The following is a 22,772-nucleotide window of genomic DNA, read 5'->3' as shown; positions in this document are numbered from 1 at the left end:
TAAATGAACGTAACCCACGTCGTCTGGGATGTGGAGATGGGCGTATTCTTCGCCCTTATACTCAGGAATTAAAATGAGCGAAAGCTTTGCGGAACTCTTTGAAGAAAGCCTAAAAACCCTGAACCTTCAGGCAGGCTCCATCATCACCGGTGTTATCGTTGATATCGATTACCAAGCTCGCTGGGTAACCGTTCACGCTGGCCTGAAGTCTGAAGCACTCATCCCGCTTGAGCAGTTCTACAACGACGCTGGCGATCTGACTATCAATGTCGGTGACGAAGTTCACGTTGCTCTGGACTCGGTAGAAGACGGTTTCGGTGAAACCAAGCTGTCCCGTGAAAAAGCCAAGCGCGCTGAGTGCTGGATCGTTCTGGAAGCAGCCTTCGCAGCTGAGGAAGTGGTCAAGGGCGTTATCAACGGTAAGGTTAAAGGCGGCTTCACTGTCGACGTTAACGGCATCCGTGCGTTCCTGCCAGGTTCCCTGGTTGACGTCCGTCCTGTGCGCGATACCACGCACCTGGAAGGCAAAGAGCTGGAATTCAAGGTCATCAAGCTTGACCAGAAACGCAACAACGTTGTCGTTTCCCGTCGTAGCGTCCTCGAAGCCGAGAACTCCGCTGAGCGTGAAGCTCTGCTGGAATCCCTGCAGGAAGGCCAACAAGTCAAAGGTATCGTCAAGAACCTCACCGATTACGGCGCATTCGTCGATCTGGGTGGCGTCGATGGCCTGCTGCACATTACCGACATGGCTTGGAAACGCATCAAGCATCCATCGGAAATCGTCAACGTTGGCGACGAGATCGATGTCAAGGTTCTGAAGTACGATCGCGAACGCAATCGTGTTTCCCTGGGCCTGAAGCAGCTGGGCGAAGATCCATGGGTTGCTATCAAAGCCCGTTACCCAGAAAGCACTCGCGTTACCGCTCGTGTAACCAACCTGACCGACTACGGCTGCTTCGCTGAGCTGGAAGAAGGCGTTGAAGGCCTGGTACACGTTTCCGAAATGGACTGGACCAACAAGAACATCCACCCTTCGAAAGTCGTACAAGTCGGCGACGAAGTGGAAGTTATGGTTCTGGACATCGACGAAGAGCGTCGTCGCATCTCCCTCGGCATCAAGCAGTGCAAATCTAACCCATGGGAAGATTTCTCTGGCCAGTTCAACAAGGGCGATAAAATCTCCGGCACCATCAAGTCGATCACCGATTTCGGTATCTTCATTGGTCTGGACGGCGGCATCGACGGTCTGGTTCACCTGTCCGACATCTCCTGGAACGAAGTGGGCGAAGAAGCCGTTCGCCGCTTCAAGAAGGGCGACGAGCTGGACACCGTTATCCTGTCGGTTGACCCAGAGCGCGAGCGCATCTCCCTGGGCATCAAGCAACTGGAAAGCGATCCGTTCTCCGAGTACGTTCAAGAGAACGACAAAGGCGCAATCGTTAAAGGCATCGTGAAAGAAGTTGACGCTAAAGGCGCCATCATCACTCTGGCCGACGATATCGAAGCGACTCTGAAAGCCTCCGAAATCAGCCGTGACCGCGTTGAAGACGCGCGCAACGTTCTGAAAGAAGGCGAAGAAGTAGAAGCCAAGATCATCAGCGTTGACCGCAAGAGCCGTGTAATCCAGCTCTCCATCAAGTCGAAAGACGTTGAAGAAGAGAAAGAAGCAATCCAAAGCCTGCGCGACAAGCCAGCTTCGGATACCGCTGCTCCTGGTCCTACCACTCTGGGCGACCTGTTGCGTGCACAAATGGAAAAACAGAACTAAGTTCTGTCAGACCATAGAAAAAGGGCGACTTCGGTCGCCCTTTTTTACGCCTGCGATTCAGCAGCCCCCATTCCCCGATCCCCCCAATCCCAAAATATCCCCAATCCCCCGTAGGAGCTGCCGAAGGCTGCGATCTTTTGATCTTTCGCTCTTTATGGCCGCCACTCGCATTCCACGCTGAACCAACACCCCCACCAAACTGTCCCTTTCTTTAACAGGATCAATCGCTTATTTGCAGCTACTCTAAAGCATAGGGCGCAAGCACCCTCCGGTAGGGTGCCTGACTAATAAGGAAGTGCATGAACAAGCTCATGGTCGCCATAGCAGTACTGGCACTGGCAGGCTGCACCACCAGCGCCAAGACCCATGCGGTGCGTGGTGTCAGCGGGATAGAGATCGATTGCTCCGGCCTGGGCTCGGGTTGGGAGAAATGCCGCAAGCGCGCCGACAAGGAGTGCAAAGCGGCAGGCTACAAGGTTATTGCAAGGTCGGATGACGCCAAGGACGAGGATGAATACCCATTCGGTTTTAATCCCGCAGGCTACCTGACACGCACCATGCTGGTGATTTGCAGGTGACTGAACAAGCGGCCCGCCAGCTTGAGACGCCCGCAAATAGGACGACTCAAAGCCGGTAACGATATGTCAAATCTTGGACTGTTCAAATGGCTCCGAGCGTGCTAAAACCTTTGAAGCGCTGATCTAGCTGCTTGAAAAAGAAGGGAAAAATATGACGAAGTCGGAGTTGATCGAACGAATTGTCACCCATCAAGGGCTGCTCTCATCCAAGGATGTGGAGCTGGCCATCAAGACCATGCTTGAACAAATGTCCCAATGCCTGGCCACCGGGGATCGAATCGAGATCCGGGGTTTTGGCAGCTTCTCATTGCACTACCGCGCACCGCGGGTAGGGCGCAATCCCAAAACCGGGCAGTCGGTTAGCCTGGATGGCAAGTTCGTTCCGCATTTCAAGCCGGGGAAGGAGCTGCGGGATCGGGTTAATGAGGATGAGGAAGAAAATTAAGTGCTAAGCGGAGGTATGAGATGCGTCTATTTCGACGTGTAGGAACAGCTACATTTGGAATACTATTAGCTTTAGTGGCAATTGTATTTGTCTTGGAAAATCAACAGCCATCTAGTTTGATTTTCTTGGGGTGGTCAACGCCTTCCCTTCCGCTGTCGATCTACGTTGCTTCCTCCCTCCTGCTAGGCATGGTCATCGGACCAGTTGCTATGCTCTTAGCTCGAAGTTTTTCAGGTAGGAAGCCTCAATCTCGATAAAATACCATCGACAGCAAATTCCGATGCTCACCGAGAGAGCGCCACGGCTGGTACAATGGCGCTGTAGAACGAAAATCATACCTAACGTAATAATTTTATAGATTACATCGTGGTTGAACGAACGTGCACCTCACTGCTGTGTTGTGCCGTAATAGAAAAGGCGAGTGGGGCATGCAAAGCAGTACATCACAATCACACAGCAGTGCTGAAATTGACATCCAGGCACTGGTCCGTTCGCTATGGAAGCGGAAATGGATTGTTTTCGGCGTGGCGTTAGTGTCGACACTATTGGCTGCTGCGTACGCATTTACAGCTAAACCAGTATATGAAGCAAAGCTTTTTCTTATCCCTCCAACGCAGAATGATATTGCTAACTTTAATTACGGACGCACGCGCGATTACGATTTAGTGCCTTTAACGATAAAGGATATCTATACAGTTTTTCTGCGAATTCTGGACTCCGAATCTCTTCATCGCGAATTTTTTAATACCGTTTATTTACCCAGTCTCACAGAGGAAGAGAGAAAGGGTTCCAGAGATGCTTTGTATTCGCGATTCTCAAAGACATTAATTGTAACTTTGCCGGTTAGAGACGCTGGCGATCAATCTGCAGTCACGGTCCAGACGACTAATCCTGAACTGGCGTCGAACTGGGTTCAGAAATATGCTGATCGAGCCGGGCTGTTGGCGAAAGAGGAGATAATTAAGAACGTCGCCACTGAAAGTCGCGTTAGGGCTCGTAACCTCCTCCAACAGATAAAGTCTCTTCGAGAAACAGGCACGCAAATTCGTCAAGATTCCATTACCAAGTTGCAAGAGGCGCTAAAAGTCGCAGAAGCAATTGGCTTGGAGAAGCCGCCAATCATTACGGGTAATCCTTCTGTCGAATTAGCTGGAAGCATGGATGGACAGATTATTTATATGCGTGGATCCAAGGCGCTGAAGGCTGAAATTCAGAACTTGGAACAGCGGCAGTCGGACGATCCATTTGTGATGAATCTTCGTGAACTGCAGTCAAAGCATGATTTTTTCAAAAATTTAGATGTCAGTCCGTCAGATGTATGGGTGTACCGACAGGATGGCGATGTGAACCGACCTGACGCGCCGATCAAACCTAAAAAATCATTGATTATTACTTTGGGTATGATTTTGGGGTTGATGGCTGGGGTATTTATTGCTCTCATCTTGTATCTCACAAATGACGCTAGGACCAAGCGGGCTATATGAAGATGCCAACGGTAGCTATTCCGCGCCTTTTGATTAGGCATACGTGCTGATACTGTCAGCAGGTGCCAATTGTGCGATGTGTATAACCGATGTAGATGCCCAGTCGTAAAAGGGCATCTGCTGCAAGCGGGATCACGATGCCAAGGTGCATAAAGCTGCAGTGAGCTCCTTAGGTTATCATTCGACCGTCTCACATATGAGCGTATGCCGATCACAAGCGGAAATTAATTTTAATCATGATTAATAAATCTAGAGTGACCGGGGCGTGAGCAATATTACTACAAAGCAAAGGATGCCGTTTTATATTGTCCTTTCAGCATGCGCACTCGTGGTTCTTGGTGATTTGCGAAACATTATAACACCTTTCGGATATTGGGCGTTATGGGGCTTGGTTCTAGCATCCGGGACACTAGTTGTCAAAGCTAAGCGCATTCATAAAGATATTGTTTTTTTGTGCGCAAGTTTTGGTTTTGCTATTTTGGTACTTGCTTTGTTAATAGCCGGGCTCGCTAATGCAGATGCATATACTGCTTACCAAGCGGCAAAATTTATTATGATTTATGCCGTCTTCGTGGTTGTTTATGCCAACTCGCAGTTCTTAGATATCGACGACTTCTATCGGATTTCAGCTACTGCGACGGGTATTGGGTTAGTGGTGTTCATCTTATCCAAATACTGGTTAAGCGATTACTACATAGTTTTAGGAGATGGCCGGCAAGGCAGCCTGTTTGCGTATCCTGGAGTGCTGTGGAAAACAAGCGCCTTTTTCTGTGCGTTTATGATTGCTAAGATGCTTAGCAGTCCTATGTCTAAAATCATGATTACAACTTTTGTGTTGGTATCGTCGGTTTATCTGCTGTTAGCCGATTCAAGTCGAACAGGTTTTCTATGGTTTGCGGTGATTTTAATAGCGTTCGCGTCAATAGTATTTTTGTTAAATACAGCAAGAATGTTATCGATTGTATCGATATTAGTTTTACTGTTCGGTCTATTTGCAGTTTTTAATCTAGACGCTATTTATGGATTCCTGGATGGGAAGTCGCTCCTCGTAGTAAACAGATTGTTCGAAGGCGATCCAATTAGGTCGAAAATGCTCAGCGATGGAATATTAAATGCTGAGGCTTGCCTACCCTTAGGATGTGGATTCCAAAGCTCGACCTCTATAGTGGGGGGACAGCCTATGGTTATCCATAATGTGTATTTAGCAATCTTAGGCGACCTTGGTGCGCTGGGCGAGATCGGGCTGCTTATTATTGTACTAAGCCCGCTACTGTTTTTTGCGCTGCGAGAATGGTTTAACGGGCCTGCTGCTGCTCCTGTTGCATATTACAAATTGGCAGCATACTTAGGGGCTTCATGTTTCTGTTTTTTGTTGCTCTTTCATCCGTTGAGTTCAGAGATGTCTGAGTGGGGCTATTGGGCAATTATGTTGTCTTGGTTGTCGAGATTGTCGAATATGGGCGAGAGCTCAGAGTTTGCCCAAGAAATGAGCACTAAATTGTGAAGCATTTGATTAAAAACATGGGGTTGCTGTTTTTTGCACAGTTGTGCGCCTATCTGATACCCATTCTTGAAATTCCCGTGCTAGCAAGGGCGTTGGGCGTCCAGGAATATGGAAAAGTAGTTCTTATCCAGTCTGTAGCGTTGCTGTCTTCATTAGTAGTGGAGTACGGGTTTTCTCTAAGCGGTTCTAGACAGATAGCACTGGCGAGTGGAGAAAAAAAATCTCTAGCGAGAATATATGGGGAAATTTTCTCTGCTAAGCTTCTCATCGTAGCAATAGTTGTACTGATTGGCACGGTAGTCTGCCTTATTAAAGGGTCATATTTTTTTGATGCAAAACTGATTTTTCTAGGGTTCTTGTATTTCTTGGCGTTCGGGTTTAGTCCATTTTGGTTCTTTCAAGGCTTGGAGAAAATAAGCTTTGTTGTAATCATGGAAGTCGTGTTGCGTTTCGCAAGCCTACTGTTATTGTTTTTGTTCGTGAACTCTGCGGATGACGCATTTTTAGCGCTCTGTATAATGTCTAGTTTGGGGTTGTTGAATACGATCCTGGGGAACGCACTGTGTTTGAAAAAGGTAGGACGACTATTTTTTAGTTTTCACGGTGGCTTGCAGCAACTAAAAATTGGTTTTCATGTGTTTATATATAAAAGTTCGAATAATATACTCTTAAGCGCTGGGCCTTCTTTGGTTGGTGCCACCTCTGGCCATGTTGCCGTAGCATCGTATGTCCCGGCAGAGAAAATTATCCGTGGTTTCGTAGGTTTCGTTAATCCTGTTTTGATTGGCTTTTTTCCTTATCTGAATAGGCAATATCTTTCATCAAAACAAAATACAATCCGCCTGTCATTGTTCATTGTATTAGGAATGTTTATTGCCGGGGTATTCGCATCGAGTGCGATATTTTTTGTAGGTGACTTTCTAATTAGAAGTGTTCTAGGTCAAGAATATTTAGTGGCAAGTAGTATACTTAAAATATTCGTTTGGATTATACCTTTTAGATTGGCTAATCAGGCTCTCGGGTTATGTATGTTAATACCGATGGGCAAAGATAGAATAACAAGTGGCCTTATTATGTTTTTTTCAATTCTGTCAATTTTGATGGCTGCTGCTCTCTCTATTTGGTACGGAGTTAATGGAGTGGTTTTTGGCTTTGTTATTGCTGAAATTTGTCTATTCCTCGCATTGATAGCCGTTGTGGCAAAAATGACTATCCTGTCATTAAATGGGCATAAAAAATGATTACTATCGTCACTGCGACTTATAATCGAGCATTAACCATTCCGAGATTATATAGCAGTCTTTGTGCTCAAAGCTGCCTGGATTTTGAGTGGGTAGTCGTTGATGATGGGAGTGTCGACGATACGCCAAAATTATTAAATGAGATTTCCGAAGCATCACCATTCCCGATCAGAGTGATTCAGCAGAAAAATGGTGGTAAGCATGTTGCGTTAAATACCGGCGCCCAGAATGCGTTGACACCGTGGATTTTGATAGTTGATAGCGATGATGCTTTGGTTTCATCTGCTGTTGAAACAGTGATAGCAGAGATTCAAGATCAAGCCGATAGAGACGTTATTGGATGGTGCTATCGTAAAGCGTTTTTTGACATGCGTTTAGTTGGCGCGAGAGTCGACCAAGATGATTGTCCTAAGTATCTGTCGCCCACTGAAGCGGGCCATCTATTTAAGGGGGATCTCGCGTATGTATTTAAGACGGAGTTACTCCTGCGGCACAAGTTTCCTGTGTTTGGCGCGGAGAAATTTGTGCCAGAACTTTATATATGGAACAAGATAGGGGATGAAGGGCGTATTCGTATTCATGGGAATACAGTGATTTATCTGTGTGATTATTTGGAAGACGGTTATTCAAATAACTTCTCATCTAACTTGCGAAAAAATCCTATTGGGTTTTTAACTTTTTATTGGTCTCAAATTGCCAGGGAGAAAAGTTTTTTTTATAAAATTAAGTATGCAATACGTTCTATTCAGTGTTGCATCTATGTAATGCTTAAAAGGTTCTCATGAAGATATTATTTTTCATCACTAGTCTGGATGTCGGTGGTGCGGAGCGTCAGGTGCTTGACTTGGCTCAGCGCCTAGTTGCTCGCGATCATCATGTTAAAGTTGTGTATCTTACCGGTTCTGGTCGTTTGCTATCTTCTAACGAACCTTTTGAGGTTATAGGATTGGGAGGTGCAAAGTCGCTGCATAGTCTTATATCATGCCTCTTCGCTTTACGTGCGGTGATCAAATCTTTCAAGCCGGATGTAGTGCATTCTCATATGGTCCACGCTAATCTTTTGGCTCGGTTGGTAAGAGTCATTACCTCTATCCCACGACTCATATGCACAGCCCACAGTAACAACGAGGGTGGTAAGTTGCGAATGCTGGCATATCGCGCGACCAATTTTCTCGCGGATGTAACTACTAATGTCAGTAGTGGCGCCGTTCAGGCATTTGAGGCCAAAGGGGCTGTAAAAAGTGGTGGAATGCTGGTGGTGCCTAATGGTATCGATACCCAAAAATTTAAGTTCAATGAATCTGCTCGTTCCTTGATTCGAAGTGTTGAGGGAGTCGAGCCTGGAGATAAGGTAATTCTTGCTGTAGGTCGACTGGTTGAAGCTAAGGACTATCCTAACCTGCTGCGTGCTTTCCAAATCCTATGCAGAGATGACGATACGCTTAAACTTTGGATTGTGGGCGATGGTGAATTAAAGGAGAAACTGGTCAATTTATCTGTTCAATTATCCATACATAATCGAGTTAGATTTTTAGGAGTTCGGGACAACGTATCAGATTTCTACAGTTGCGCTGATGTCTACGTTCTGTCATCGGCCTGGGAGGGTTTCGGACTGGTGGTCGCTGAAGCGATGGCCACAGAACGGGTGGTCGTTGTTACAGACAGCGGCGGCGTTAAGGAGGTGGTTGGTGACCAAGGCCTCGTAGTTTCGCCAGGTGACGCTAATGCCTTAGCTACAGCAGCGAGACGAGCGCTCGATTTAGGCCCTCGTGATGCTGAAATTTTGGGCGGTGAGGCCAGAGATAGGGTGATTGAGAGGTATTCTCTCGATAATGTTGTCACCACTTGGGTAAATCTCTATTCGGTGCCAGTGACACCTCGATGAACTGGTATTAACAGGACGCGCCTAAGGCATGGTATCGTGTTCATTTGATGCGCCAACTACGATTTTCAGCAGGTGTTCTGATGAGTGGACTGATCGCCTGCTGTTTGATCTGCGAGGTATTGGAGCAAGCTCGTTTGCTACGACGAATGGATCTTTAAATGAAGATAGTGTTGATAGGGACCACAGCGGCTTGTGTTCTTGGATTCAGGGCCGATTTGATTCAGGCATTGGTGGCAAGGGGAGATCAGGTTTATGCCTTTGCGCTTGACTTCGACCTTGAAACGCGGGCAAAAGTTAGGGATCTTGGAGCTGAGCCTGTTGACTACATTTTCAGTCGGGCGGGCCTGAATCCATTTGGCGACATTTTAAATACTTATAAACTGTCAAAGCTGATCAAAAACATTTCGCCTGACCTTGTCTTCAGCTACTTCTCAAAGCCTGTAATTTTTGGAACATTGGCCGCTGCAATGGCGGGTGTTAAGAGACGCATTGGTATGCTTGAAGGCCTTGGTTATGTCTTCACTGAGAAGCCTGAGGGAGCATCGTTGAAAGGAAGGATTTTGAAATGCGTACAGGTTTTTTTGTACAGAATCTCATTTCCTTTTCTTGAAAGAATAATTTTTCTTAACAAAGACGATCCAATCGATCTGATTGAAAAGCACAAACTTAAAGCCCGAAAAATAAGCGTGCTTGGCGGTATTGGATTGAATTTGCGGAATTATCCTTATTCTGAACCTCCAGTCAGACCTGTAAGCTTTATCTTCGTCGGTCGCTTGCTTGCGGAGAAAGGGATAAACGAATTCATTGAGGCCGCACGATTAGTCAGATCGAAGTCAGACTCCGCTACATTCGTGATGTTGGGTGGTCTGGATGAGACAAATCCCGGAGGTCTGAGCTTAAGCGATGTCAGCAAATTAGTCAGTGAGGGATTGGTCGATCACCGTGGTCACGTTGACGACGTAGCTGGCTGGCTTTCGAACTCCAGTGTGTTTGTGCTTCCATCCTATCGAGAGGGGGTTCCCCGAAGTACTCAGGAAGCCATGGCTATTGGTCGTCCGGTTATTACCACAGATGTACCTGGTTGCCGGGAAACGGTGAGGGAGGGGGTCAATGGCTTTATAGTCCCCCCATGGTCCCCGGAAGCGCTTGCCGATAAAATGCTATATTTTATAAGGCATCCAGATCAGATTAAGATAATGGGATTGAATAGCTTCAAAATTGCGCAAGAAAATTTTGATGCTCGTCAAGTAAATGATCGGTTGATGAGCTATTTTCAGTGAGCAGCTCCTTATTGCGAGTTCTGGTGAGTTAATGGAATTTTCCCGTGAAACAGTTTTGTTGACAGGAGGCTCTGGGTTTGTCGGGGGCGCTATTTTGCGCGAGATGGCTCATCGAAATATTTTTAATATTAAGGTTGCCACCCGTGATCCGAGAGCGGTAGCGTCTACTATTTTTAATTCTGTATTATTTCGTGAATTAGACGCTCAACAGTGCTGGGCCCAAGCTTTGGATGGGGTGGATATTATTGTTCACTCAGCAGCGCGTGTTCATGTGATGAACGAGCGGGCCGCGAACCCTCTGGCTGAGTTCCGAAAAACTAATGTTGAAGGTACGTTGAATCTCGCGAGGCAAGCCGCTGAAAAGGGTGTTAAACGATTTGTGTTTATTAGCTCTATAAAAGTCAATGGTGAAGCGACTTCATCGGGAGTTCCCTATACCGCTGACTCCCTCGCAGCCCCTGTAGATGAGTATGGTATTTCTAAGCATGAGGCCGAGATTGGCTTACTAAAAATTGCGGCTGATTCCCATATGCAGGTGGTAATAATTAGACCCGTATTAGTTTATGGGCCAGGTGTTAAGGCGAATTTTCTGAACATGATGCGTATATTGGAGAAAAATATACCGCTACCATTTGGGTCTATCAACAATAAAAGAAGTTTAGTTGCGCTGGATAATCTGGTTGATTTCGTCAATGTTTGTTTGACTCACCCGGCGGCAGCGAATCAAATATTCCTTGTAAGTGATGGTGATGATCTGTCAACTACGCAACTTCTTAGGAAACTGTCGCGCGCGTTGGGCAGCCATACTATCCTACTGCCGATTCCTGAGAGAGTGATAAGATTCGCATCGAGTATTGCGGGCAAGGCGAAATTGACCGATAGACTATGTGGTTCGCTTCAAGTCGATATCACGAAAAATAAAACTTTATTGGGCTGGATACCACCCGTATCAGTGGATGAAGCCCTGAATAAAACAGTTAAACATTACCAAGGAATCGCCACTCAATGAGCGCATGGTTTCTAATACCGATCATTTTTATCGTGTCTCTGATTCTTACAAGAATGCTTCGCTTGTACGCACTCAATCATAGTTTGATAGATATCCCAAATCTTCGGAGTTCGCACTCGATCCCTACGCCGCGCGGAGGTGGGGTTGCTATTGTGGTGAGTTTTTTGATGCTCCTCCCGCTGCTATCTTATGGAGGTTATCTTCCTTGGGCGCAGGCCATTGGCCTAATCGGATCTGGCGGGGCAGTAGCGCTGATCGGATTTCTCGATGACCATGGACATATCGCTGCTCGTTGGAGGTTGTTGGGGCACTTCACAGCGGCGTTTTGGGCTCTATACTGGGTCGCGAGTTTACCTTCCCTAGTTTTTTTTGGTTTTGAGTTAAACCTCGGCGTACTGTCGTATGTTTTTGGGGCTTTATATCTCGTCTGGATGTTGAACCTATACAATTTTATGGATGGAATTGATGGTTTGGCGAGCGTTGAGGCTATTACAGTCTGCTTGAGCGCTGCTGTACTCTACTTTTTTGGTGGCATTGAGCAGCTAATTTGGGCTCCTCTATTGCTAGCTTTTGCAGTAACCGGATTTCTATATTGGAATTTTCCACCTGCAAAGATATTTATGGGTGATGCCGGAAGTGGTTTCTTAGGTTTAATTCTCGCGACGCTTTCTTTACAGGCAGCGGCATTATCCCCAAAATTTTTCTGGGTATGGATAATTCTGCTTGGCGTGTTCATTGTTGATGCTACGTTTACTTTAATCCGGCGGCTGATTAGAGGTGATAAAGTGTATGAGGCTCATAGAAGTCATGCATATCAGTTCGCCTCTAGGCGTATAGGCAAACACCTATATGTAACGCTTGGGGTTGCATTAATAAATGTAATTTGGCTTCTACCTTTGGCCTACCTTGTAGCTGTGGAATATCTAGATGGCGTTTTGGCTCTCGTCATTGCGTACTCGCCTTTAATTCTGATCGCCTTCAAATATAATGCAGGCGGAGTAGAAGTACGTTCCTAGTTTGTAAAAATTGACGTGGCTTCTGTTCTTACGCTCAGATGTGTTAATAGTAAATTTCTGAGAGGATGGGTAGGTTGATTGGAGGATTTATGGATAGATTGAGAGAGTTCCTTCTCGGCTTACCGCGCCGTCAAAAGCGCCTTATTCAGGTATTGACCGATACCCTATTAGTTTGGTTTGCCCTGTGGATGGCTTTCGTGGTGAGGCTCGGGCTTGACGAGCTGACTAACCCGTTCGTTCAGCACGCATGGTTATTTCTCAGTGCCCCGGCTGTAGCCATTCCACTATTTATTCGGTTTGGTATGTATCGCGCTGTAATGCGCTATTTTGGTAATGATGCATTAATAGCAATTATCAAAGCAGTGTCTCTTTCCTCTTTGATTCTTGGTGTGGTTGTCTACTGGTATAGCAATCATGAGAATGTGGTTCCTCGGTCGATAATATTCAATTACTGGTGGTTGAGCCTGATCATGGTTGGCGGATTACGCCTGGCAATGCGTCAGTATTTCTTAGGGGATTGGTTTTCTGCTGCACAACATGTTCCATTTACCAGTCGCGATAACGGGCTAACTAGGGTTGCAATATATGGAGCCGGGGCTGCAGGAAATCAACTCGTGGCTGCACTTCGAATGGGTCGTGTCATGAGGCCGGTGGCCTTTATAGACGATGATAGTTCTATCGCTGATAGGGTCATATCGGGTCTGCATGTGTACAAACCTAAACATGTTCAGCAGATGATCGAATCCACCGGCGCGCAAGAAATACTATTAGCGATTCCTTCATCTAACCGCGCAAGAAGACGTGAGATTTTAGGGTTTCTTGAAGGATTTCCATTGCATGTACGCAGTATCCCAGGCTTTATGGATCTGGCCAGCGGCCGAGTTAAAGTTGATGATATCCAAGAGGTAGATATCGCCGATTTGCTCGGAAGGGATCCTGTACCTGCGCAGAGCGAGTTACTCGAACATTGCATTAAGGGTCAAGTGGTTCTTGTGACGGGAGCAGGCGGCTCAATCGGATCTGAGCTATGCCGTCAAATTATAGCTTTACACCCAACGACGCTTCTGCTTTTCGAACACAGTGAATTCAATCTTTACACTATACTTTCGGAACTAGAGCAACGTGTTGCTCGTGAGTCCTTGCCTGTACGCGTTTTGCCGATCTTGGGTTCGGTTCAAAATCAGAGCAAACTCTTAGATGTAATGAAAACATGGCAAGTTGCTACGGTTTACCACACAGCAGCCTATAAACACGTTCCAATGGTCGAGCATAATATTGCTGAGGGAGTGCTGAACAACGTTATAGGCACGTTATATACCGCGCAGGCAGCAGTGCAAGCTGGTGTTGACAATTTTGTACTTATATCTACTGATAAGGCTGTGCGGCCGACCAATGTTATGGGCAGCACCAAGCGCCTGGCTGAACTCACACTTCAGGCTTTGAGTTGCGAACGTGCTCCAGTTATGTTTCGCGATATTACGAACGAGCCGAAGCCAAATAAAACCAGGTTCACTATGGTTAGATTTGGCAACGTTCTAGGTTCGTCTGGATCTGTAATACCGTTGTTTCATAAGCAAATTAAATCCGGCGGTCCGCTCACGGTTACGCATCCTAAAATCACGCGTTACTTTATGACTATCCCTGAGGCCGCGCAGTTGGTGATCCAAGCTGGCTCGATGGGCCAGGGCGGTGATGTATTTGTATTAGATATGGGCGAACCCGTCAAAATTATCGAGCTAGCAGAGAGAATGATCCATCTGTCTGGCTTAAGTGTAAGATCTGAAAAGAATATCCATGGTGACATCTCTGTAGAATTTACGGGGCTGCGTCCAGGAGAAAAATTATATGAGGAGTTGCTTATTGGCGATAATGTAGTCGCTACTCAGCACCCGATGATCATGCGTGCTAATGAAGATTATCTTTCGTGGGAATCGCTAAAAGCGAAGCTTGAAGAGCTACTTGTAGCAGTCAAGGAAGATGACTACTCACGCGTTCGGCAGCTTCTTAGAGAAACCGTCAGTGGTTATGCTCCTGATGGAGACATAGTAGATTATATATATCAGCAGCGACGACTTTTACCCTGACCTGAATAGTCTCTACGTAAAAAAGCCATGCTCAACTGAGCATGGCTTTTTTATGAGACTAGGTATCGGTAATCAAGATTTTTGAACGACGCTAATTTGGGCTTTCGTGTATTTTGAATGCTGCATAAATCTTTTTTCGATATAAATAAAAGTCAGAACCGATGCGCTCACTACAATTGGAATTGCCATAAAGTTCATAGCCCAGAACGTGTATTTTCCGATCATTGATAAGTCGGAAATTAGTGCAATCGATTTGAATGTTACGAACAAGATCGGTAGGTGTAACAGGTAAATGCTATAACTGATGTCGCTTAGTCTGTTTAAAAACTGAAAGTGTAGCGCTTTTGGGTTTGATATTGTAATGCATAGAAAAAACAGTGAAGTTATTAAATATCGTTCGTAACCGTAACCGGGGGTTTCGAGAAGACCACATGTAAGAATAAAGCTGGCTACCGCAGTAATATTTGCGATGCACTTAATCAAAAGGCTTTCTATTCTGACTTTGAGAACAGCTGCCGCAATTATTCCTGTTAGAAAATATGTCCAGCACACCACTGCAGATGTGCCCAGATCAATTGCAGCTAAAATCACTGTAACAAGCAGCGTTAACTTTCTATATTTTGAGCGATATAATATCGCAACTATTGGTAGCACTGCATAAAATCTCCACTCATGTACAAGTGTCCATGTTACCGACTGAGTGGCACCAGCGATACATCACCAATTTTCATTGGGTTATCAATAAAGTTAAATGAAATAATTCCAGCGATAGTAGTGGCTGTTTCTCTGCTTAGAATAGACTCGCCTGAATATATAATTGCTATAAGTACAACAATTATTGAAGAGGCATAATACAGCGGGGCCACTCGTTTCAAGCGAGCCAAGAAAAAGCCATTCCAGTCTATCGAGTTTGACTTCATGATTTTGTCGAAAAATAAAAATCCTGTGATACAAAAGAAAATTTGAACACCGAATGAGCCTAGGTTTGGATATATTTGTCCCCATGATGAGAAGCTACTGTTTGTTATACCTAGATTCGTAAGGACGAATGGCGCATGATTAACAAATACAAATACCGCAGCTAGGCCTCGCAGACCGTTTATAAATTTATATTCGTGAGGGACTTCAGCGCTTTCTATTTTATTCTTCCATAGTGTTGAAAAAATAATAAAAATCAAAACTATAGAGGCTGATATGAGTGCGGTTTCTAAATTGTATTCTGTGCGCATTGCCGGGATACTCTTTTTTTGCCGTTAACAGTTTTAGGTTAATCCTAGCTGGAATCATAAACGATGTAGAACCTAGAGTGCGAATTTTCTGAAAAAAAACCAACAAGTTTTCACTGTTTGGAGTAGGACGGCCATTTTATTCTTCCTAGCTCTCATTTGATCGTTTTGAATCCTAAATATTGTTGTTTTAAGATCGTTTTTTTTATAAAGTTCTTGATCTGCTGGGCATTTATCGGAGGGTATGGGTTTGTTAGCTCTGGATAGAAATTTTAAGCACGACGAGCACTTGTGGATTCATGGTGTCAAAGCGATGGCGATCGTTATGGTAGTTGTCTTACATATTGCTGCGCCGTACCATTACCGATTTAATGAGATGCCTGGATGGGCTTGGAGTGTCGTAAATTTTTATGAGGCGATGGTACGTCCTTGCGTCCCATTGTTTTTTATGACATCTGGCTTTTTACTTCTAAGATTCAATGAACCGATTTCTTTATTTTTTTATAAGCGCTTGAATCGGATTTTAGTTCCATTGCTTTTTTGGACTTTCAGTTATGTTATCTGGAAAATTTACTACGGGGGACAGCGATTTGTCGACTTTGGTGGTGTCGCGCAAATGTTGTTGTTTCCTGTGAGTTATCATTTGTGGTATTTGTACGCGATCATTGGTTGCTACTTGTTCGTGCCTATTCTACGGAAATGGACGGTAGGAGGGGAACGAACGCTGCTTTGGTCTTACTGCTGTTTATGGTTTGTCGCAGTAGGGATTTTACCTATACTGCAAAAGTACTTTGCAATAAAAAATCAAATCGACATTTCATATGCCACTGGTTATATAGGGTACTTTGTTCTTGGGTATTTGCTAGGGACTCGTGAATACTCATTCCGGCACGCAGCTATCTGCGCTGGTTTGATCTTCATATCCACGTCCATTACTGGATACCTTACCTATAAACTAACTTTTGCTAACGAAGGTGTCCTGGTTGCGGATTTCACGGCTGTCTTGTCACCGAGCGTGATTGTTGCTTCCGCAGCGTGGTTTATATTCATTAAATATATGGTCGTTGAATGCTCTAAGTTTCTTTCGGGTAAGCTACAAAGTTTTGTAATTTCTTTGAGTTCAGCTAGTTTTGGTATTTATTTGATTCATGTTGCTGTTTTGGATGTAGTGGTTGATCGCTATAGTAACTCTTTTGGGGTTGGATTTTCGGGGTTGGCTTGGGTAATCCCCTTGTTGTCATTCATTATAATTTTAGTTTCTTATAGTTTCGTTCTCATAATAGGGCGCATAAAATATCTTCGTAGAATAGTCGGGAAATAGCATCATGTATTGCTGCGTATCCTCCTAGAAGTAGAACAGCAGCAATGCATAATTTGCTTTTTGTTAGTGCTCAGTCGAATGCGCAAGCAATTTTTCTAATCCGGATTTTAGAGAGGTCTTATTCTCGACCTTATAATGTGTAGCTAATTTTTTGTTGTTTGCCAAGGAATGCCTAATGTCGCCAGTACGAGCGGGAGCATAAACGACGGCAGGCGAAAATTTGGTTATTTCGCATAATGCTGCTATCAATTGATTTAGCGTCGTTGAATGATTCATCCCAATATTGATTGGGCAGCTATCGACCATTGGAGCCTCTAACGCTTGAACCAAAATCTGGACAAGATCTTCGACATAAACAAAATCTCTCGTCTGCTCGCCGTCCCCGAAGACTGTTATGGGTAAATTTTTCTGGACTCTATCAGCGAATATGCTGATAACTCCTGAGTATGGTGATGCTGGATCTTGGCGAGGACCAAAAATATTGAAGAATCGAAAGATGGCTGATTCGAAAGCGTGTTGGCGCCTATAGAAATCAATGTAATATTCGCTTGCCAGTTTGTCTGATGCATAGGGGGTCAGCGGCGATTTCGGAGTGTCCTCACCGATGGCTTGCCCTTCTCCGTTTCCACCATATACAGCAGCACTGGAGGCGAATAATATTCGACTGATTTTTAATTGTCGCATTGCTTCGCACACATTCAGTGTGCCAACAAAATTACTTTGATGAGTATTGATTGGATCGTCGACTGAAGCCTGAACTGATGCTACGGCCGCTAAGTGGACCACTGCTGTGCACCCATTCATTGCTTGCGCAACCGCTACTGGATCAGCAATATTCCCCTCTATCAACTGTACGAGTGGATTCTCAAGTGGGAGGTTGCTACGCTTTCCAGTAGATAAGTTATCAAATACTCTGACCCTGTATCCTCTCTTAAGTAGAATGTCCGTCAAGTGGGAGCCGATGAATCCAGCTCCTCCACTGATAAAAATTACACCTTTATTCATTCTAGGTCTCACATAGAAAACAAACTTTTTTAAAATATAAATAAAAGTTTGCTTATTCTTTTTCGTTAAATTATGAATTATACATTGCTTTTGAATGCTAAGCACTTACTGTGCTTCGGGGAGTTGCATCTAGTCCAATGTTCTCCTTCGATACTGTTTAGTCAAGATATTCCGACCGAACCTTTCTGGCAATTCTGAGCCTACGCCGACTGACAGATGAGCCTCCTACGTTCAATTTTTTCCTTGAATCGAGTCGTAGTCAGATCCTGAATTGTTTCACATTAAGCAACAGACACACTTTTGACAGGCTCCATACATCGCCTAAATTTGGAAGGCAGCTTCGGAGAAGCTGCTTTCCCAATCGATAATATGGAGCTTCAACTATGCGTACTGGCTATCTATCCTCCCTGGTTTTTGCATTCCTCACCAGCCTCTCCCTAGCCACCCATGCGGCCCCCGCGCCTAAAGCCGAGACTGGCGCGACAACCGCAACTCAGGAAGTCGCCCCTAAGCCACAGGCAGTCAAGGTCGATCTCAACACAGCCGATGCAACCACTCTACAGCGTGACTTGGTGGGTATAGGCGAAGCCAAGGCCCAAGAGATTGTTGCGTATCGTGATATGAACGGTCCATTCGCTACGGTGGACGAACTACTCGAAGTCAAAGGGATTGGTAAGGCGATCCTGGATAAAAACCGCGAAAGGCTGGTGGTGAACTAAGCTTAACAGCGAGCTTGCAAGGCCGGTCATTGACCGGCCTTTTTGCATTCTGGCCATCGTGATTGTGCGCGCCTTTCGTCGACCCTTTGAAGATTACGACTATCATATTATCTTTAGATTATGCATATAATAAAACGGTCGCCAGTTAGCGAGCGCCATTCTCGGCCTTCCACCACTCTGAAATCCCCACAGGAGTACACCGATGACCTCCCTCCAATCTCAAGGAACAGCCCTCATCACCGGCGCCTCTTCCGGCATCGGTGCCATCTACGCCGAGCGCCTCGCAGCCCGTGGCTTCGACTTGCTGCTGGTAGCCCGCGACCAGGAACGCCTGGAAGCCGCGGCGACCAAACTGCGCGCAAGCCACGGTGTGCAGGTTGAAGTGCTGAAGGCAGACCTGACGCAAAAAGACGAAGTGCTGAAACTTGAACAACGCCTGCGCAGTGACTCCAGCATCAGCCTCCTGTTGAACAATGCCGGTGTCGCGGCGGATGGGCTGTTGGCCAATTCGGACCTGGATCAACTTGAGCGCCTGATTCAACTCAACATAACCGCCGTCACCCGATTGGCTTCAGCAGCGGCAGCCGGTTTCGCCAAGGCGGGTCGTGGCACGATCATCAATATCGCCTCGGTCGTCGCGCTGTTTCCTGAGCGCTTCAACGCGACTTACAGCGCCAGCAAGGCATATGTGTTAAGTCTGACCCAGTCCTTGAATGCGGAACTGGATGGTACAGGCGTCAAAGTCCAGGCCGTTTTGCCGGGTGTAACCCGCACTGAGATCTGGGAGCGCTCCGGCATTGATGCATCGCAGATTCCGGCGGACATGGTGATGGAGGCGGGGGAGATGGTTGATGCTGCTCTGTCGGGTTTGGACCAGGGTGAGCTTGTCACCATTCCCTCGTTGCCCGACGCGGCCGATTGGGATGCCTTTGTAGCGGCGCGTCATGTGATGGCGCCGAATTTGTCCAAGAGCAAAGCTGCCGCACGTTACAAGTGAGGCGGCTTGAGGTGTTTGCAGTATGAGTGATCGTCGAGTGGTTGTAACAGGCATGGGCTTGGTGTCGCCTTTGGGCACGGGTGTCGACGCGGTTTGGGCGCGGCTGTTGGCGGGTCAGTCCGGGTTGCGCACGTTGCCGGACGCTGTGGTGGCCGATTTGCCGACTTCGGTCGGTGGCGTGGTGCCGTTGCTGGCTGATGATGCCGAGGCGGGGTTTGACCCGGATCGGGCGACGCCGCCCAAGGAGCAGAAGAAGATGGACCGCTTTATCGTGTTTGCGATGGAAGCGGCGCGTCAGGCGCTGGAACAGGCCGGCTGGCAGGCGCTGGATGCCACTGCACAGGAGCGCACGGCCACGATCATCGGCTCAGGCGTGGGTGGTTTCGGGGCGATTGCCGATGCGGTGCGTACCACGGACAGTCGTGGGCCGCGGCGTTTGTCGCCGTTCACCATTCCGTCGTTCTTGGTCAATCTTGCCGCCGGACATGTGTCCATTCGGCACGGCTTCAAAGGTCCGTTGGGTGCTCCGGTGACGGCGTGTGCGGCCGGGGTGCAGGCGATTGGTGATGCGGCGCGGCTGATCCGCTGTGGTGAGGCGGATATTGCGGTGTGTGGCGGGGCGGAAGCCTCGATCGATCGCGTCAGTCTTGCCGGTTTTGCGGCGGCGCGGGCCTTGTCCAGTGGTTATAACGAGACCCCCGAGCGCGCTTCCCGGCCGTTCGACAGTGGCCGTGACGGGTTTGTCATGGGCGAGGGCGCCGGTCTTCTGGTGATCGAATCCCTGGAACATGCCCTGGCCCGTGGTGCTCAGCCCTTGGCGGAACTGGTGGGTTACGGGACCAGCGCGGATGCTTATCACCTGACCGCCGGCCCGGAAGATGGCAGCGGGGCGCGCCGGGCAATGGCCTTGGCATTGGCGCAGGCGGGTATCACTCCGGATCAGGTGCAACACCTGAATGCCCATGCGACTTCAACGCCGGTCGGCGATCTCGGGGAGCTGGCGGCGATCAAATCGTTGTTCGGCACCGAGAACAAAATCGCGGTAACAGCGACCAAGTCGGCTACCGGGCATCTACTGGGTGCAGCGGGCGGGATCGAGGCGATTTTTACCTTGTTGGCGATTCGTGATCAGGTGGCGCCGGCCACGCTGAATTTCGACAACCCGGACCCGGCCACAGAGGGCGTGGACATTGTCCATGGCGAGGCGAGGCCGATGGCGATTGAATACGCTCTGTCCAACGGCTTCGGTTTCGGCGGGGTCAATGCCAGCGTGCTGTTCAAGCGCTGGCAGGACTAGTCCCGGGACTGCTTCAAGTGTTCGCGCGTGACGTCGAGGATCCGCTGGGCCAGCCCGGGGTTCTCGACGCTGCGTGATAACAGCAGTGCTCCTACCAGGGTCGACATGATGACGATGCTGCGGTCGTCGGCATGTTCGCCCTCCAGCGTGCCTTGCACTTGTTCAAGCCTTGCGCTGAGAACGGCATCGGTGGTCGGGCTTGGCTGCCCGCGCAAGCCCAGTTCGGATGACATGGTCGGCAGCGGGCAGCCCTGTTGGGGCGAGGTTTGGTGCCACTCGGACAGGTAACTGTCGATGAAGGCGTCCAAGGGACGATCTTCGGCGAACAACATGGCGCACTGCGCGTCGAGTTCTTCGCCCGCCGCCTGCAGGGCTTTCTCCACCAGTTCGTCCTTGGAGGAAAAGTGTGAGTAGAAGCCGCCGTGTGTCAGGCCCAATGCTTTCATCAGGGGTTGCAGGCCGGTCGCGCCAATCCCGTCACGTCGGAAGCGTGCAGCGGCTTCCTTGATGATGCGTTGATGGGTTTGGGCTTTGTGATCCTGCGAGTAACGCATCTGAAATCTCCACGGCAATACATCATCTTAACCAAGGAAGCTTAGATGGTGACTGTCTTCTATTCCTAAAAAAGCACCCGGATGCTTCAAAGCGCAACCTGGCATGAATAGTGTTTGCTCGCCTGCAGACTTTTACTAATCCGGGACCGCTGAGCCTTGGCGGTCCGCCTGAGCGAGGAGACGATCATGTTCAAAGATTACCCAGCGGCCTATCAGGTCAGCAAAGGCGCGGCTTTGCAGGTGGACACTGCGTTTTACAACCGAATTCGTGAGGCGCAGGACGCTCGCACACTGATCGAGCAATTTGAGGTCCCGATCCGCACCGGGCGCGCGTGGCATGTCCCTGCTGGGCATGTGTTTCGAGTTACCACACCGGTCGGCCCGCAAGTGGGTGATTTTAACGTCTGGAATGCCAACGATCCCCGCGAACGCCTGTGGGCGGCCCGCACCCGGCAACTGCAAGGCGCGCATGTCAGTACCCATGACCGGCTGTGGTCGAACCTGCCCTTTTTGCGGCCATTGGTGACCATCACCGATGACAGCCTGGCCGCTTATGGCGTCGACGAGCACGGTGGCCGCTTGCATGACTTGCTGGGCACGCGTTGCGATCCCTATGTGAACAAAATGCTCACGGGCGAGGACTTTCACCATCATTGCCATTCGAACCTGACCCGGGCCGTGTTACCCCATGGTCTGACCGAGTTCGACGTGCATGACGTGTTGAATATTTTCCAATGCACAGGCCTCAATCATGACGACATGTACTTCATGAAAGCCTGTCCGGCGCAGAAGGGCGACTACCTGGAATTCTTTGCCGAGATTGATTTGCTGTGTGCGCTGTCGACCTGCCCGGGAGGGGATTTGTCTTTGCCGATGTGGGGGCCGGACGCGCAGGATCCGTTGAGCGTATGTCGTCCGCTTGGAGTGGAGATTTATCGGTTGGAAGATGAGTTGCTGGAAGGTTGGAGCCAGCCCGAGCGTGCTGCATACAACGGAATGCACGGCCTGCACCTCGCCAAGGCAGACTGGGAAAAATAAAAAAAGATCGCAGCCCCGGTAGGAGCTGCCGAAGGCTGCGATCTTTTGATCTTAAGGTTCAGCGATCTTTTGCTTCCTTGGCGTCCATGTCCGCATTGCGTTCAGCGACGCGTTTACGTTGCTCGTCGGTGAGTTCGACCTTGTTGGCAGTGTCACGCAACATCATAAGACCACCAACGATCGAGCCGATTGCAACAACTAGAATCAACCAGGCATACCAGGGCATAGGGCTCTCCTTGAGGGGCAGGCCGGCAGGCGGATTTCGCCGGCCGATCGTGCATACCACTTTGAGCGATTGTTCTTCGCAGTGGTTCCATTGTA

The 22,772-nt window shown here is 47.9% G+C and carries 22 protein-coding genes; 17 read left to right on the top strand and 5 right to left on the bottom strand.

Annotated features, from left to right (window positions below; translation table 11 throughout):
• Nucleotides 1-73 precede the first annotated feature (73 nt).
• From rpsA to AAEZ05_RS24435, 12 genes are all read left to right on the top strand, one after another.
• A complete protein-coding gene (gene rpsA, locus AAEZ05_RS24495) occupies nt 74-1,768 on the top strand; it encodes a 30S ribosomal protein S1 (RefSeq protein WP_045060593.1) in 1,695 nt (564 codons plus the stop codon).
• 299 nt (nt 1,769-2,067) lie between these two features.
• On the top strand, nt 2,068-2,346 hold the full coding sequence (locus tag AAEZ05_RS24490) for a hypothetical protein (RefSeq protein ID WP_045060271.1): 279 nt from the start codon (nt 2,068-2,070) through the stop codon (nt 2,344-2,346).
• A 151-nt stretch (nt 2,347-2,497) separates the two neighbouring features.
• Nucleotides 2,498-2,791, top strand: coding sequence for an integration host factor subunit beta (ihfB, locus tag AAEZ05_RS24485; RefSeq protein WP_134422175.1), 294 nt, complete (start codon nt 2,498-2,500; stop codon nt 2,789-2,791).
• A gap of 428 nt (nt 2,792-3,219) precedes the next feature.
• On the top strand, nt 3,220-4,275 hold the full coding sequence (locus tag AAEZ05_RS24475) for an LPS O-antigen chain length determinant protein WzzB (RefSeq protein WP_350649279.1): 1,056 nt from the start codon (nt 3,220-3,222) through the stop codon (nt 4,273-4,275).
• 265 nt (nt 4,276-4,540) lie between these two features.
• A complete protein-coding gene (locus AAEZ05_RS24470) occupies nt 4,541-5,779 on the top strand; it encodes a hypothetical protein (protein WP_350649277.1) in 1,239 nt (412 codons plus the stop codon).
• A complete protein-coding gene (locus AAEZ05_RS24465) occupies nt 5,776-7,020 on the top strand; it encodes an oligosaccharide flippase family protein (RefSeq protein WP_350649275.1) in 1,245 nt (414 codons plus the stop codon). The genes AAEZ05_RS24470 and AAEZ05_RS24465 overlap by 4 nt, the downstream gene beginning before the upstream one ends.
• Nucleotides 7,017-7,805, top strand: coding sequence for a glycosyltransferase family 2 protein (locus tag AAEZ05_RS24460; RefSeq protein ID WP_350649273.1), 789 nt, complete (start codon nt 7,017-7,019; stop codon nt 7,803-7,805). The genes AAEZ05_RS24465 and AAEZ05_RS24460 overlap by 4 nt, the downstream gene beginning before the upstream one ends.
• Nucleotides 7,802-8,905: a glycosyltransferase gene (locus tag AAEZ05_RS24455; RefSeq protein ID WP_350649272.1), complete on the top strand. Its 1,104-nt coding sequence runs from the start codon at nt 7,802-7,804 to the stop codon at nt 8,903-8,905. The genes AAEZ05_RS24460 and AAEZ05_RS24455 overlap by 4 nt, the downstream gene beginning before the upstream one ends.
• Nucleotides 8,906-9,063: 158 nt before the next feature.
• On the top strand, nt 9,064-10,185 hold the full coding sequence (locus AAEZ05_RS24450; protein ID WP_350649270.1) for a glycosyltransferase family 4 protein: 1,122 nt from the start codon (nt 9,064-9,066) through the stop codon (nt 10,183-10,185).
• A 31-nt stretch (nt 10,186-10,216) separates the two neighbouring features.
• Entirely contained in the window at nt 10,217-11,194 is a 978-nt protein-coding gene (locus AAEZ05_RS24445; protein WP_350649268.1) for a UDP-glucose 4-epimerase family protein, read from the top strand.
• On the top strand, nt 11,191-12,210 hold the full coding sequence (locus AAEZ05_RS24440; protein WP_350649266.1) for an MraY family glycosyltransferase: 1,020 nt from the start codon (nt 11,191-11,193) through the stop codon (nt 12,208-12,210). The genes AAEZ05_RS24445 and AAEZ05_RS24440 overlap by 4 nt, the downstream gene beginning before the upstream one ends.
• An 89-nt stretch (nt 12,211-12,299) precedes the next feature.
• Entirely contained in the window at nt 12,300-14,294 is a 1,995-nt protein-coding gene (locus tag AAEZ05_RS24435) for a polysaccharide biosynthesis protein (RefSeq protein ID WP_350649264.1), read from the top strand.
• A 72-nt stretch (nt 14,295-14,366) separates the two neighbouring features.
• Here AAEZ05_RS24435 and AAEZ05_RS24430 read toward each other — a convergent pair whose 3' ends face one another.
• Together AAEZ05_RS24430 and AAEZ05_RS24425 are read right to left on the bottom strand one after the other, a co-directional pair.
• Entirely contained in the window at nt 14,367-14,948 is a 582-nt protein-coding gene (locus AAEZ05_RS24430) for an acyltransferase family protein (RefSeq protein ID WP_350649262.1), read from the bottom strand.
• 35 nt (nt 14,949-14,983) lie between these two features.
• A complete protein-coding gene (locus tag AAEZ05_RS24425; protein ID WP_350649260.1) occupies nt 14,984-15,523 on the bottom strand; it encodes an acyltransferase family protein in 540 nt (179 codons plus the stop codon).
• Between the two features lie 241 nt (nt 15,524-15,764).
• Here AAEZ05_RS24425 and AAEZ05_RS24420 point away from each other — a divergent pair, with 241 nt between their 5' ends.
• Nucleotides 15,765-16,841: an acyltransferase gene (locus tag AAEZ05_RS24420; RefSeq protein WP_350649258.1), complete on the top strand. Its 1,077-nt coding sequence runs from the start codon at nt 15,765-15,767 to the stop codon at nt 16,839-16,841.
• 63 nt (nt 16,842-16,904) lie between these two features.
• Here the strand turns inward: AAEZ05_RS24420 and AAEZ05_RS24415 are convergent, their stop codons facing one another.
• On the bottom strand, nt 16,905-17,846 hold the full coding sequence (locus AAEZ05_RS24415) for an NAD-dependent epimerase/dehydratase family protein (RefSeq protein WP_350649291.1): 942 nt from the start codon (nt 17,844-17,846) through the stop codon (nt 16,905-16,907).
• 383 nt (nt 17,847-18,229) lie between these two features.
• Here AAEZ05_RS24415 and AAEZ05_RS24410 point away from each other — a divergent pair, with 383 nt between their 5' ends.
• From AAEZ05_RS24410 to fabF, 3 genes are all read left to right on the top strand, one after another.
• Nucleotides 18,230-18,565: a ComEA family DNA-binding protein gene (locus AAEZ05_RS24410; RefSeq protein WP_350649256.1), complete on the top strand. Its 336-nt coding sequence runs from the start codon at nt 18,230-18,232 to the stop codon at nt 18,563-18,565.
• Nucleotides 18,566-18,767: 202 nt separating this feature from the next.
• Nucleotides 18,768-19,562 carry an SDR family NAD(P)-dependent oxidoreductase gene (locus AAEZ05_RS24405; RefSeq protein WP_350649254.1) on the top strand — a complete coding sequence of 265 codons (795 nt, stop codon included), beginning with the start codon at nt 18,768-18,770 and terminating at the stop codon, nt 19,560-19,562.
• Between the two features lie 22 nt (nt 19,563-19,584).
• Nucleotides 19,585-20,859: a beta-ketoacyl-ACP synthase II gene (gene fabF, locus AAEZ05_RS24400; RefSeq protein WP_350649252.1), complete on the top strand. Its 1,275-nt coding sequence runs from the start codon at nt 19,585-19,587 to the stop codon at nt 20,857-20,859.
• Here the strand turns inward: fabF and AAEZ05_RS24395 are convergent.
• On the bottom strand, nt 20,856-21,413 hold the full coding sequence (locus AAEZ05_RS24395; protein WP_350649250.1) for a TetR/AcrR family transcriptional regulator: 558 nt from the start codon (nt 21,411-21,413) through the stop codon (nt 20,856-20,858). The two genes, fabF and AAEZ05_RS24395, sit on opposite strands and share 4 nt — an antisense overlap.
• A gap of 186 nt (nt 21,414-21,599) precedes the next feature.
• Between AAEZ05_RS24395 and AAEZ05_RS24390 the strand changes: the two genes are divergently transcribed.
• Nucleotides 21,600-22,451, top strand: a complete 852-nt coding sequence (locus AAEZ05_RS24390; RefSeq protein WP_350649248.1) for an urea carboxylase-associated family protein — start codon at nt 21,600-21,602, stop codon at nt 22,449-22,451.
• Nucleotides 22,452-22,509: 58 nt separating this feature from the next.
• On the opposite strand, the gene AAEZ05_RS24385 is transcribed toward AAEZ05_RS24390, so the two are convergent.
• On the bottom strand, nt 22,510-22,677 hold the full coding sequence (locus tag AAEZ05_RS24385) for a DUF2897 family protein (protein ID WP_082069155.1): 168 nt from the start codon (nt 22,675-22,677) through the stop codon (nt 22,510-22,512).
• Nucleotides 22,678-22,772: the final 95 nt, after the last annotated feature.

Origin of the sequence: Pseudomonas sp. HY13-MNA-CIBAN-0226 (assembly GCF_040310305.1) — a bacterium.
Lineage (GTDB): Bacteria > Pseudomonadota > Gammaproteobacteria > Pseudomonadales > Pseudomonadaceae > Aquipseudomonas > Aquipseudomonas gregormendelii.
This window is presented reverse-complemented; position numbering and strand designations above follow the sequence as displayed.

Excerpts from the sequence above, each read along its gene's own strand:
- rpsA (WP_045060593.1), top strand. The coding sequence starts at position 74 with ATGAGCGAAAGCTTTGCGGAACTCTTTGAAGAAAGCCTAAAAACCCTG.
- AAEZ05_RS24490 (WP_045060271.1), top strand. The coding sequence starts at position 2,068 with ATGAACAAGCTCATGGTCGCCATAGCAGTACTGGCACTGGCAGGCTGC.
- ihfB (WP_134422175.1), top strand. The coding sequence starts at position 2,498 with ATGACGAAGTCGGAGTTGATCGAACGAATTGTCACCCATCAAGGGCTG.
- AAEZ05_RS24475 (WP_350649279.1), top strand. The coding sequence starts at position 3,220 with ATGCAAAGCAGTACATCACAATCACACAGCAGTGCTGAAATTGACATC.
- AAEZ05_RS24460 (WP_350649273.1), top strand. The coding sequence starts at position 7,017 with ATGATTACTATCGTCACTGCGACTTATAATCGAGCATTAACCATTCCG.
- AAEZ05_RS24455 (WP_350649272.1), top strand. The coding sequence starts at position 7,802 with ATGAAGATATTATTTTTCATCACTAGTCTGGATGTCGGTGGTGCGGAG.
- AAEZ05_RS24450 (WP_350649270.1), top strand. The coding sequence starts at position 9,064 with ATGAAGATAGTGTTGATAGGGACCACAGCGGCTTGTGTTCTTGGATTC.
- AAEZ05_RS24445 (WP_350649268.1), top strand. The coding sequence starts at position 10,217 with ATGGAATTTTCCCGTGAAACAGTTTTGTTGACAGGAGGCTCTGGGTTT.
- AAEZ05_RS24440 (WP_350649266.1), top strand. The coding sequence starts at position 11,191 with ATGAGCGCATGGTTTCTAATACCGATCATTTTTATCGTGTCTCTGATT.
- AAEZ05_RS24435 (WP_350649264.1), top strand. The coding sequence starts at position 12,300 with ATGGATAGATTGAGAGAGTTCCTTCTCGGCTTACCGCGCCGTCAAAAG.
- AAEZ05_RS24425 (WP_350649260.1), bottom strand. The coding sequence starts at position 15,523 with ATGCGCACAGAATACAATTTAGAAACCGCACTCATATCAGCCTCTATA.
- AAEZ05_RS24420 (WP_350649258.1), top strand. The coding sequence starts at position 15,765 with ATGGGTTTGTTAGCTCTGGATAGAAATTTTAAGCACGACGAGCACTTG.
- AAEZ05_RS24415 (WP_350649291.1), bottom strand. The coding sequence starts at position 17,846 with ATGAATAAAGGTGTAATTTTTATCAGTGGAGGAGCTGGATTCATCGGC.
- AAEZ05_RS24410 (WP_350649256.1), top strand. The coding sequence starts at position 18,230 with ATGCGTACTGGCTATCTATCCTCCCTGGTTTTTGCATTCCTCACCAGC.
- AAEZ05_RS24405 (WP_350649254.1), top strand. The coding sequence starts at position 18,768 with ATGACCTCCCTCCAATCTCAAGGAACAGCCCTCATCACCGGCGCCTCT.
- fabF (WP_350649252.1), top strand. The coding sequence starts at position 19,585 with ATGAGTGATCGTCGAGTGGTTGTAACAGGCATGGGCTTGGTGTCGCCT.
- AAEZ05_RS24395 (WP_350649250.1), bottom strand. The coding sequence starts at position 21,413 with ATGCGTTACTCGCAGGATCACAAAGCCCAAACCCATCAACGCATCATC.
- AAEZ05_RS24390 (WP_350649248.1), top strand. The coding sequence starts at position 21,600 with ATGTTCAAAGATTACCCAGCGGCCTATCAGGTCAGCAAAGGCGCGGCT.
- AAEZ05_RS24385 (WP_082069155.1), bottom strand. The coding sequence starts at position 22,677 with ATGCCCTGGTATGCCTGGTTGATTCTAGTTGTTGCAATCGGCTCGATC.